We start from the raw sequence: 11732 nt of genomic DNA, 5'->3' as shown, positions 1-11732 counted from the left end.
ATTTAAAGAAACAAAAAAACAAAACAAACTTTCGCCAATCTTGCCAATACGGTATGAAAGTAGTCAGAAATTTTCGCATATAAACTAATAATCAGTAAGTTAAACAAATATGAACGGAAAAGAAATTTTTGAATATGTAGATAAATCATTGACAAGTCTAAAAAAGACCAATTTAATGCTTTTCCCACATTCGAATATGCCGAACGAAATGATTGATAATGTAGTCGAAGAAAAAAGCGACTGGATTCCTTGGAAAGCTGTTACTAGCAAAGTAACTGACGATGACATTCTCGAACTAGAAAATCAAATTGAACTTAAATATCCCAATCTTTATAAAGATTTTTTGAAATACAAACATTTTTACGAATTAGAAAGTGTTGGAGAAGTAACTTTCTTTAAACATTGCATTAGAGATTGGAAAAGTAACCTGACAGAATACTATTTTGATTATTGGGAACCTGAAGAACTAATAAAAAAAGGATTTATCCCTTTTGCTCATTATAGTGATTGGGGAATTGTATGTTTTGACACAAACCGAAAGACTAACAATGATTGTCCAATTGTTATGTTTGATCATGAAACACTATACGACGAAACTGTTACCTTTGAAGAATTGTATGAAAGCTTTGAAATAATGGCTTTTGAGATATTGAACGAATTGAATGAATTATAAAAACCTACTGCTAATCGAATAGACGACTCTATCAGTAACTAACAGAGTACGCCTCTCCATTTAGCGAAGCGGTATCATGAAATACCTAAAAAAATAAACACTTCATTTCATACACCACCAAATGTGTTAAAAAAGTATCTAAAAATACTGAACTTATATTTTTGGGCTGTAAGTTGCTTTTTTAAGGCTTTCTTAGTTATTTTTAAATTTTGTAATGACAAAACATTACATCCAAAAAAGTTTTTTGTGTAGCTTAAATCCGCTATTTTTACTTCAATTTCTAATACAAATTAAAATAAACGAGGGTTTTTAGACAAACTAACGTTAGCTGACATTTCCAAAACCATACTTTAAAAATGAAACATCTAATACTTATCATATTTTCTTTAATGCTTTTCATTTCATGTAATGATAGAAAAAAGTATGAAATGAATAATATGATTCCAGAAATGGTTGATGTAACTGAATATATTGAAAGTGGAAACTTTAAACCTGACAGTTGTGAAGGAAGATTAGATAAATTGGTTAAGATAAAACCAATTTTGCTAGACCAATCATTTGAAATCAAACTTCAGCAAAAAATAACCAAATGGAAAAAAGAAATTAACTCCATACAAAACTTATATAAAAAGACAATTTATCAATATAGCTATATAATAGATTTCGAGCCTGTTGATGTATATAGAACTGAATTAGAAACTAAAGCAAATATTAAAAAGAATTTTTATATTCGAATTAATCAAAAAGGCGAAATAATATCCAATTATAGCGATAGTAACTGGGTGAAAAATAATTGTGAAAAATTATGATAAGAAACATCATCAGTTAAAGATTGATGAACACGTCGTTTTAAGCGTTTTAGTTATTCTCTTATTCGTTGCCATGACCAAGAAAACCATCAAACATGCTTCGGTAGATGTACGTCTTATTTTTACAGCCTAAAATCTGCGAAGAATATTCAACTTGATTGATAAAAAAGTATCTAAAAATACTGAACTTATATTTTTGGGATGTAAGTTGCTTTTTTAAGGCTTACTTAACTTTTTTTAATTTTTGCAATGATGAAACATTACATCCAAAAAAGTTTTTTTGTGTAGCTTAAATCCGCTATTTTTACTCTTATATATAATCAATTTTAATATAAACAACGGTTTTTAGACAAACTGACGTTGTGCAACATTTATGAAAAACACATTAACAATCATATTAATCTTAATTAGATTTTTAACTTTTGGTCAAGAAAAAAAACTCACCGAAATTGATAATGAAGTTAACTCCATTGATAAAGATTCTATTCTAACAATAAAAGAATTTAATTTAGAGAATCATACTTTAAAAGTTTGGTTAAATGATAAAAATCAAATTTTAAAAATAGTCGAAAATAGAAACGTGAATTATGGCGAAATTAAATCAACTATTTATTTGAAGGGAACGAAACCTATAAAAACAATTGAATCCGAAAATATTTATTTTTATCTTACTGATTCTTTAGCAAAAATAAAAGGTTACAGCATAGACCTTAGAGAAGAATATACAGCTACTTCATATATAATAAATTGGAATAAAAAACAAAGGAAATTAATAATAACAGGTAAACCAACAGGTGAAAGCAATATTTCTTTCGAATTAAAAAAATATGAAGGAATTATTAGAAAAAGTGAAAAATTGATAAGTGAATAAAACGTTGCACAAAAGCCGTTTGTAGCAATTGCTAGGCTCGGCTTGTGTTCGGAATTTTGCTTCGCCTATTCACTTCGTTCGGGTCTCCGAAAATTCAATGAGGAGTTTTGTAATTGTAATCTTTTGTTATAAATTTACGCAACTGCCACAAGCGGCAACACGTTAGCTTTAATGCCATAGAAACTCTAAAAAATTATTTTACATATGCTTTGGATATTAATTATTACATCAATATTAATTATCATTTTTATTGCGCCTAGAAAAGATAAAACAAAGAAGAAAAAAATAATTTTAAAGAAACGGTTTGATAGAAAATAAATATGGTTACAATTAATACAAGAATTGAAAAAAACGATATTCAGAATGTATAAATTGAGAATAAAATCGTACGGAATAAAAAAACAAATTGAGCAAGTTTCGGGTTTTATAGGAGTGAAATCAATTCTATTTTTGCTGGTATAAAATTTGAACTTAATGAACGAGCAAGAATATATAAATTATACTCGAATAGCGGAAGCTATTGAATACATACTACAGAACCACACAGAACAACCTACTCTTGAGGAGATTGCAAAAAAAGTTTATTTAAGTCCTTTTCATTTTCAAAAAATGTTTACAGATTGGGCTGGTGTTAGCCCAAAAAAATTCTTGCAATTTATTAGCGTTCAACACGCAAAACAAATTCTTAATAATTCAAAAACTACTTTATTTGAAACTGCATATAAAACAGGACTTTCGGGTACGGGAAGATTACACGATTTGTTCGTGAAAATTGAGGGAATGACACCTGGAGAATACAAAAACAAAGGTGAAAACTTGACTATAAACTATAGTTTCGCAGAAAGTTTGTTTGGGCGAATTTTAGTTGCTTCTACTTACAAAGGTATTTGTTATATGGGTTTTTCGGACGACAAACAAATTGCGTTTTCAGAACTGGAAAAACGCTTTCCAAAAGCGAGTTTTATTCAACAAACAGACGAAATTCAACAAAATGCTCTAAAGATTTATACACAAGATTGGAGTGAAATTAATAAGATAAAACTACACCTAAAAGGAACGGATTTTCAGTTGAAAGTTTGGGAAGCGCTTTTGAAAATTCCAACAGGAAATTTAGCAACTTACGGAAATATTGCAAACCTTATTCAAAAACCGAAAGCATCAAGAGCAGTCGGAACTGCAATCGGAAATAATCCTATTGCTTTTTTAATTCCGTGTCATAGAGTTATTCAATCCACAGGAATTTTTGGCGGTTATATGTGGGGTACAACTCGAAAAACTGCTATTATTGGTTGGGAAGCATCAAAAATAAATACTTCAAATATTACGGTATAACAATGGAGAATTTAAAAACAAAACTTGCGACAATTGATTGGCAATCCGTATCTGAATCAATGAACGAGAAAGGTTACGCCATTATTCCCAAAATACTTTCAGACGAACAATGCAATGAACTAATAAAAGAATACAATAACATAAACCTGTATCGGAAAACGGTTGTAATGGAACGCTACCGTTTTGGTTTGGGCGAATATAAATACTTCGATTATCCACTTCCCAAAATCATTCAAACATTAAGAGAAACGATATATCCTAAACTTTCACCCATTGCAAACCTTTGGATGAAAGTGCTAAATATTGATAAAATATTTCCCGAAACATTTGAAGAATTGCAATCGCTTTGCCACCAAAATAATCAGTTAAAACCAACACCGCTGATTTTAAAATATGGAAAAGGCGGTTTTAATACTTTGCATCAAGATTTATATGGAGATGTTTATTTCCCAATGCAAACCGTTCTCTTTTTAAACGAGCCAGATGAAGATTTCACAGGAGGAGAATTTGTTTTGACACAACAAACACCAAGAGCACAATCTAAAGCCATAGTTTTAAAACTAAAAAAAGGAGAAATGCTCATTTTTACTACGAATTTCCGACCAATAAAAGGAACAAAAGGTTATTATCGGGTAAATATGAAACACGGAGTTAGTGAAGTAATGAGTGGAGAACGACATACTTTAGGTGTTATATTTCACGAAGCAAACAGCTAATAAAATGATAAAACATATAGACATTGATAATGCTGAACTTCATCAAAAAATAAAGCGAAAGGAAATCGTTTTTGGCGGAAATCTCAATCTAAAAATTTATGGAACTTTACAATGCAAATCGGGCAAAAGAATGAAAACTAAAAACCGTGTTTTTTTTCAAAACAACCGAACAAGCCAAAAAAATTGGATTCAGACCTTGTGGACATTGTTTGCGGGCAGACTATAAAATTTGGAAAAATGGACTTATTTAATACCTCAAAAAACGCTAACATATTACCTTTTGATGGAGAAGTAAATTATTACGGTTCAGTAATGAATACAAAAAAAGCACAATATTATTTCGACCAATTATTACAGAATATTCAATGGGAAAACGACAAAGCAATCATTTTCGGTAAATTGATTATCACTAAACGCAAAGTAGCTTGGTATGGAGATAAACCATTTGATTATACCTATTCAAAAACCACTAAATCCGCTCTACCTTGGACTAAAGAACTTTTAGAACTCAAAGAGATTATAGAAACGAAAACAGGAGAAAAATTTAACTCTTGTTTACTTAATCTCTACCATAACGGAGACGAAGGAATGGCTTGGCATAGTGATGGCGAAAAAGATTTGAAAAAAAATGGTGCAATTGGTTCATTAAGTTTTGGAGCAGAACGCAAATTCCTATTTAAACATAAAGAAACAAAACAAACGGTTTCCATCCATTTACAAAAAGGTAGTTTATTGGTTATGAAAGGGAAAACGCAAACAAATTGGCTCCATCGTTTGCCACCAACAAAAAAAGTAAAAAGTCCTAGAATAAATTTAACTTTTAGAACAATCGATATTTAAAACCGCAAGTATCGGGTTTTATAGGCTTTATCGTCAATGTATTTTTGCATCATAATTATTAATCAAAATAACGAAATATGAAAACATTGAAAGACAAAGTAATACTAATTACAGGAGCAAACAGAGGAATTGGGAAATCACTCGTAAAATCATCATTGGAAAAAGGAGCAAAAAAAGTTTATGCTACTTCCAGAGATTTAAGCAAAATGCCAGATTTTGGAGACGAAAGAGTTATAATATTGGAATTGGATATTACAAATAACACTCAAATTTTAAAAATAGCGGAGCAAATAAAAGACGTAGAAGTTCTAATAAATAATGCAGGAATTTTGAGTCAAGGAAATATTTTAGAAGGAGAAATTAGTGCTGTAGAAAACGATATGAATGTTAACTATTATGGTACTATAAATATGATGCGAGCATTTGCACCAATTTTAGTGAAAAATGCACCTGCAAAAATCGTAAATATTGTATCCATTGCTGCTTATTCACCACTTCCTTCAATTGCAGGTTACGCAGCATCAAAATCAGCTTTATATTGAGCTACACTTTCGGTAAGAATTGAAGTCAAAAAAAAGGGAATAACAGTACACGCTGTAAATCCAGGAGCAATCGACACTGATATGAACAAAGGAAGCGATTGGGATATGCCAGCACCAGACGGAATTGCAAAAATAATTTTAGATAAAGTAGAAGCAGGAGAATTGGATATTGTACCCGATGAAATGGGGCTTGGAATGTTCAACGCTTGGAAAGAAGAACCTTCAAAATTGGCTGAAATGTTTTCTAATATGTATCACGCAGAATGAAAAAGCTGAACAAATAGGCGCAAAAAAGTACGAACGCACAATTGAGTAGACGGCTCTGTCAGTAACTGACAGAGTGCGCCTCTCACACCACCGAGCGTACGGTTCACGTACTCGGCGGTTCGCAAAAAGATGGGTTAAGTTGGATATAAACATCAGTTAAGGATTGATAACCCCTTTGTTTTAAGCGTTTTAGTTTTTATCTTAGTCGTTGCCGTGACCAAGAAAACCAATAAACATGCTTCGGCTGATGTAGGTTTTATTTTTACAATCTATATTCTACAAAGAATATTTAACTTGATTGATAAAAAAGTATCTAAAAATACTGAACTTATATTTTTGGGCTGTAGGTTGCTTTTTTAAAGTTTTCTTAACAAATTTTATTTTTTGCAATGATGAAACTTTACATTCAAAAAAGCTTTTTTGTGTAGCTTAAATCAGCTATTTTTACACTTATATATAATCAATTTTAATATAAACAACGGTTTTTAGACAAACTGGAGTTAGCAACAATTTCAACTGACCAACAACGAATGAAGTATTTTATAACATTACTATTACTTATTATCACCTTGACTTACGAACAAATAATGGAAACTAAATTTCCTCTTGTTCTAAATATTGTATTGGTAGTTTCAATTTTGTTGACAACAGTTCTTTGGGAGTATTCTGTTCTGAATAAAAATTATGAATCTGACTTCAAAATGCGAAGCCAAAGAAAAGTAATCGGAATATTTGAATTAATAAATGCAATTGCTTGGACACTATTACTGTCTTTTAGTAATGACAGTTATAAAGAAGCAATATTTTTAATTTTAATTTTTTGGACTTTTCCATTGACTGAATTGATTATGTGGTTTATTTACAAAAGGAAAAAACCATTTACACTTTTCATCATAGGGAATGAATTTATTTTAAACAAAGGTTGGACTCAAAAAAGGGACCTGACTGAACTCACTCAAATCCAATTTGATCGATTTACTAAAAATTTAAAACTTGATTTTAAATCAAAATCTGGAATTTTAATTAAAACAACGGAATATAAAGCTGACCAAATTCAATCATTATTGGGAATTCTAATTGAGAAATCGGAAAATAAAGTTTTTGTCCCGAATAATTATGAACCGAAAATAAAAAACAGATGCTAACGTGTATAATTAATTGTTGCAGCTGGCTAAGACGACGATTTTTGTGTACATTTTAATATTGTTATACGGAATATAAATCGTGTACTTCCAAACAACTAACCATACTACACAAACACGTTATGTAGTATTTTATTTTGAACTTTTAAAAACATTTTTTATCGTTAATTTTACGTCATAAAAAATTAAAGTTTTGGAATTACCTCGTTATTTTATAAATCATACAGAACATTTACCAGATGTTTATATTAAAAAATATGAAAGCAAAACAAACTCTACAAGAGAGAAAATTTCTTTAACACATCATTTAATTAGTTTTATTATTGAAGGAAAAAAAGAATTAATTCATAACAACACTTCACAATCAGTTCCCGAAAAACACTATATTTTAGCAAAATCTGGTAACTGTTTAATGACAGAACGTTGCTCAACAAATGAAAAATACAGTAGTTTTCTAATTTTCATCAGTGATTCTTTCCTAGATAGATTATCAAATAAGTACAATACTAAGATTGATTTTTCAAAGGAATACAATTATTCAAATGCTTTTATTACTTTAACATTTGATGATTTTATAAAGTATTATCTCGAATCATTTCAAGAAATTATTTCAAAAAAGGAAACATCAAAGGAGATTATCGAATTTAAAACGGAAGAGCTACTACTCTACTTAGCAAATAATAAAAAGATAAATCTCTATCAATTATTTCAAGTTCAGAAAAATCGTCAATTCAAAAATAGTATAGAAAACAATATCTTTTCCGAATTAAAACTGGAAGAAATTGCCTTTCTGTGTCACATGAGTCTGTCTACATTTAAAAGAACATTTTTTAAAATATACAACACTACTCCTAGTAGATGGATTCAAGAACAAAAACTTGAAAAATCTGCCTATTCATTAAGATATGAAAACAAAAATCCGACTGAGATTTATTATGAATACGGTTATAAAAGCTTATCGAGTTTTACACAATCATTCAAAAAAAAATATGGTGTTACTCCTAAAAAATACAAAACAAGATAGTTTGAACTTTTAACAACACTTTCTGAACTTTATTTAATATCCTTTTGGAGTGGTTTTCAATAATTTTGATTTGAATTTAAAAACGAAATTATATGAAAAAAAATCATTTTTTATCAACTGTACTATTATTAACTTTTCAATTATTCTACAGTCAGACATTTACTTTAAAAAGTAACGATTTGGGAGGACAATCTACAAAAAAACAAGAGTTTAATGGCTTTGGATGCGAAGGAGAAAACACTTCTCCACAATTAAATTGGGAAAATGCTCCAACAGGAACTAAAAGTTTTGCTATAACTATGTATGATCCTGATGCTCCAACAGGAAGCGGGTTTTGGCATTGGATCGTTTTTAATATCCCAAACAACATTAATGAGATTGTTACAAATGCAGGTAACATTAATTCGAACTTAATGCCTAAAGGAGCCATTCAAAGTACTACCGATTACGGAATTAAAGGTTTTGGCGGTCCATGTCCTCCTAAGGAACATGGAATTCATCAATATATAATTACAATTTATGCGCTAAAAACAGATAAATTACAATTAGATGCAAACACCAATCCTGCAATAGTTGGTTTCTATTTATGGCAAAATACTATCGAAAAGGCATCTATAGTTACCTATTACAAACGAAATTAAATAATAAACCACATAGTAATCCATCAAAATTACTATGTGGTTATTTTTTTTAAAGTTCTTTCAAAGCCTGAACTAAACCATCAACATCTTCTTTTGTATTAAAATGACTAAACGAAATTCTAACATTTGGTTTTTGTTGGTCTTCTACAGTTAAAAACTCACCTAAAACATGAGATGGTTTACTACTTCCACTTTGGCAAGCACTTCCACGAGAAACAGCTATTCCTTTAATATCTAAAGAAAATAATAGCATTCCAATTTTACTACTCTCTAAAGGCAAAATAACATTCATAATATTATAAAGAGTAGTGTTTCCTATTATTTTCACTTCAGGAAAAGCTATTTTTAATTGTGAAATACAATATACTTTTAAATCACTAATATACTTTTCTTCTTTCTCCAAATGAAGATAAGAAAGCTCTAATGCCTTAGACATTCCTACTATTTGATGGACAGCTTCTGTTCCTGCTCTAAAACCTTTTTCTTGTTCTCCACCATATATAATAGGTTGCAGAATTGTATTTTTTCTAATAAAAACAAAACCTACTCCTTTTGGTCCGTGAAATTTATGTGCACTAGCTACCATGAAATCTACCTTCAATTCTTGCAAATCGAAAATCATTTTCCCAGTAGATTGAACCATATCACAATGAATAAGTGCATTATTTTCTTTACACAACTTCACTACCCTATTCAAGTCTAAAATCTCACCAGTTTCATTATTAACATGCATTAAAGAAACTATAGTAGGAATATCTTGTTCTAAAAATTGTTCTAATTTATCAATATCCATTCTACCATCTGATAAAACAGGAACATACTCAACACTAATATTATATTCTCTTTCAAGAACTAACGCTGTATGCAAAGTGGCATGATGTTCTATCTTCGAAGTAATTATTCGTTTAACACCTAAATCCTTAACAGCACTTCTCAAAACCCAATTAGTAGCTTCAGTTGCACTTGATGTGAAAATTATCTCCGAAGCAAGTGCGTTTACTTGTTTTGCAATATTTTTTCTTGCAGACTCTAATACAGTTTTTGCAGTTCTACCAAAACTATGAGATGAAGATGGATTTCCAAAATTATCACGCAAAAAATGCATCATTTCAGTAATAACTTCTTCTCTTAAAGCTGTAGTTGCTGCGTTATCTAAATATATTTTTTTCATACATAAATTCTTGAAAACAAAGATAAGAAACCTAATACGAATATAGTTAATAAGCAATTGTGTATTTTAAACGATTCGAATAAATAGAAGAAAATTATTATACATGTTAAAGAAATACTAAGTACATAAACTTTAACAAAATAGGTAAAAAAGTAGTAAAATTTTATTATTTGATATTTATAAATTTACATCATTGATAATAACAGTTTAAAGTCTAGAAGCCACGAACTGTTTTAAGGTCATAAAAACGCTCAAGACCCCAAATGGAGCAATAAAACGAAACAAAATGAATAAAATTCTATCTTTGGTAACAATGTTAGGGTGTAGCCTAATTGGTTATTCACAAAACAATTCTGGAACAATAACTGGTTATTTCAATCTATCACTAGGTCAAAAAGCAATTTATACAGCAGGAGCAAATGCTCAATGCGGGAATTGTTATGATTGGGATATTAATAACGATTTCGCAGCTACTTCTGATTCTTTTGGAACAATTAAAATTAATGGTTCTGATATGGGAAAAACTATTGAAATTGAAGCTGTCACTGTTGGACAATTTAAACTTGATTTAAGTTATATTGATGAAACAGGTTTACACACACAAAGCTTTATAGGTAACGTTATTCATTCTAATGAATCGTGCGATTATAATTTTGCAATTTCAGATAAATATAAAGATATAATTGATGTAAAAAACGCAGACAGTGTCCTGCTATCAATTGATAGTAATTATCCTGCTGGAACACAATATACTTGGACAGTTTATAGACAAGATGGTACTTACTTAGACTATGCGTCTATATCAGATAAGGCAATTATTCTAAACGCAAGTGCAAACAACAGAATTATTAGAACTACTGTTACTGCCGAATATTTAAATTGCACTAAAACAGTAACTAAAAAATTCGCACATGCAATTCCTATAATTGATCAACTAGGAAATCTATTCCCTGAATGTATGAATCCATTAATAGATAATAGTTTACTAGTTAAACAAACAAATGATAAGGAGATAAAAAACAAAGCTACTCAACTAGTAGACAATAATATAAAAAACAACAAATAAACAAACTTGATCACTTTTAAGATAACAACTTTAATTTTTTTTAAAGTTGTTATTTTTTTATACCCTAATTATTAAATCAAAAAGCTATTTTTGCATGCCAAAAAGATTTAAAATACAGAAATGAATATCAAATTATTAACTATAGGAAAAACGGATAATAGAGACCTTCAATCATTAATTGATGAGTATACTAAACGTTTAAGCTTTTATGTGAAGTTTGATATGGAAATTATTCCAGACATTAAAAATGTTAAGAATTTAAGTGAAGCACAACAAAAGGAAAAAGAAGGAGAATTGATTCTCTCTAAAATAACTCCAAATGATCATTTAATACTATTAGATGAAAATGGAAAAACTTTTAACAGTGTTGGCTTTTCTGATTTTTTACAAAAAAAAATGAATGCAGGTATAAAAACCTTAGTTTTTGTAATTGGTGGTCCTTATGGTTTTAGTGATTCTGTATACAAGCAAGCAGTAGGAAAAGTTTCACTTTCCGAAATGACCTTTTCACATCAAATGGTTCGATTGTTTATCATTGAGCAGATATACAGAGGCTTTACAATACTAAGAAACGAGCCATATCACCATCAGTAAAACAAATTAATTAATCATTAAATTCATTTTTTTTTTGTTATTCA

Annotated in this window: 15 protein-coding genes; 14 read left to right on the top strand and 1 reads right to left on the bottom strand. The window is 29.6% G+C overall.

Features of this window, described 5'->3' with window-relative positions; genetic code table 11:
* Nucleotides 1-109: 109 nt before the first annotated feature.
* The 12 genes from L2Z92_RS15400 (at nucleotide 110) to L2Z92_RS15345 (ending at nucleotide 8857) form a co-directional block, all read left to right on the top strand.
* Nucleotides 110-673 (top strand): SMI1/KNR4 family protein, encoded by a 564-nt coding sequence (locus L2Z92_RS15400; RefSeq protein WP_236455250.1) that lies wholly within the window; start codon nucleotides 110-112, stop codon nucleotides 671-673.
* Nucleotides 674-1029: 356 nt separating this feature from the next.
* A complete protein-coding gene (locus tag L2Z92_RS15395; protein WP_236455249.1) occupies nucleotides 1030-1482 on the top strand; it encodes a hypothetical protein in 453 nt (150 codons plus the stop codon).
* Between the two features lie 373 nt (nucleotides 1483-1855).
* Nucleotides 1856-2353 carry a hypothetical protein gene (locus L2Z92_RS15390; protein ID WP_236455248.1) on the top strand — a complete coding sequence of 166 codons (498 nt, stop codon included), beginning with the start codon at nucleotides 1856-1858 and terminating at the stop codon, nucleotides 2351-2353.
* A gap of 474 nt (nucleotides 2354-2827) precedes the next feature.
* Complete coding sequence (locus L2Z92_RS15385) at nucleotides 2828-3685, top strand: bifunctional helix-turn-helix domain-containing protein/methylated-DNA--[protein]-cysteine S-methyltransferase (protein ID WP_236455247.1); 858 nt, start codon at nucleotides 2828-2830, stop codon at nucleotides 3683-3685.
* A gap of 2 nt (nucleotides 3686-3687) precedes the next feature.
* Nucleotides 3688-4401 (top strand): 2OG-Fe(II) oxygenase, encoded by a 714-nt coding sequence (locus L2Z92_RS15380; protein ID WP_236455246.1) that lies wholly within the window; start codon nucleotides 3688-3690, stop codon nucleotides 4399-4401.
* A 146-nt stretch (nucleotides 4402-4547) separates the two neighbouring features.
* Nucleotides 4548-4652, top strand: a complete 105-nt coding sequence (locus tag L2Z92_RS21535) for an RNA-binding protein (protein WP_379678114.1) — start codon at nucleotides 4548-4550, stop codon at nucleotides 4650-4652.
* On the top strand, nucleotides 4639-5241 hold the full coding sequence (locus L2Z92_RS15370) for an alpha-ketoglutarate-dependent dioxygenase AlkB family protein (RefSeq protein ID WP_236455243.1): 603 nt from the start codon (nucleotides 4639-4641) through the stop codon (nucleotides 5239-5241). The genes L2Z92_RS21535 and L2Z92_RS15370 overlap by 14 nt, the downstream gene beginning before the upstream one ends.
* A gap of 77 nt (nucleotides 5242-5318) precedes the next feature.
* A complete protein-coding gene (locus L2Z92_RS15365) occupies nucleotides 5319-5783 on the top strand; it encodes an SDR family NAD(P)-dependent oxidoreductase (RefSeq protein WP_236455241.1) in 465 nt (154 codons plus the stop codon).
* An 81-nt stretch (nucleotides 5784-5864) separates the two neighbouring features.
* Complete coding sequence (locus L2Z92_RS15360; protein WP_236455239.1) at nucleotides 5865-6050, top strand: Rossmann-fold NAD(P)-binding domain-containing protein; 186 nt, start codon at nucleotides 5865-5867, stop codon at nucleotides 6048-6050.
* A 587-nt stretch (nucleotides 6051-6637) separates the two neighbouring features.
* On the top strand, nucleotides 6638-7195 hold the full coding sequence (locus tag L2Z92_RS15355; protein ID WP_236455237.1) for a hypothetical protein: 558 nt from the start codon (nucleotides 6638-6640) through the stop codon (nucleotides 7193-7195).
* Nucleotides 7196-7385: 190 nt separating this feature from the next.
* Nucleotides 7386-8216 carry a helix-turn-helix domain-containing protein gene (locus L2Z92_RS15350; RefSeq protein WP_236455235.1) on the top strand — a complete coding sequence of 277 codons (831 nt, stop codon included), beginning with the start codon at nucleotides 7386-7388 and terminating at the stop codon, nucleotides 8214-8216.
* 92 nt (nucleotides 8217-8308) lie between these two features.
* Nucleotides 8309-8857, top strand: a complete 549-nt coding sequence (locus L2Z92_RS15345; RefSeq protein ID WP_236455233.1) for a YbhB/YbcL family Raf kinase inhibitor-like protein — start codon at nucleotides 8309-8311, stop codon at nucleotides 8855-8857.
* Nucleotides 8858-8906: 49 nt separating this feature from the next.
* Here L2Z92_RS15345 and L2Z92_RS15340 read toward each other — a convergent pair whose 3' ends face one another.
* A complete protein-coding gene (locus L2Z92_RS15340; RefSeq protein WP_236455231.1) occupies nucleotides 8907-10028 on the bottom strand; it encodes a cysteine desulfurase family protein in 1122 nt (373 codons plus the stop codon).
* Nucleotides 10029-10314: 286 nt separating this feature from the next.
* On the opposite strand from L2Z92_RS15340, the gene L2Z92_RS15335 reads away from it, so the two are divergent.
* Entirely contained in the window at nucleotides 10315-11094 is a 780-nt protein-coding gene (locus tag L2Z92_RS15335; protein WP_236455229.1) for a hypothetical protein, read from the top strand.
* A 120-nt stretch (nucleotides 11095-11214) separates the two neighbouring features.
* Nucleotides 11215-11688 (top strand): 23S rRNA (pseudouridine(1915)-N(3))-methyltransferase RlmH, encoded by a 474-nt coding sequence (gene rlmH, locus L2Z92_RS15330; protein ID WP_236455227.1) that lies wholly within the window; start codon nucleotides 11215-11217, stop codon nucleotides 11686-11688.
* Nucleotides 11689-11732: the final 44 nt, after the last annotated feature.

It is taken from the genome of Flavobacterium jumunjinense, from assembly GCF_021650975.2.
In the GTDB taxonomy this organism is placed as follows: Bacteria; Bacteroidota; Bacteroidia; order Flavobacteriales; family Flavobacteriaceae; genus Flavobacterium; species Flavobacterium jumunjinense.
Note: the sequence above shows the minus strand (reverse complement) of the source record. Positions and strands in the feature narration are given on the sequence as shown.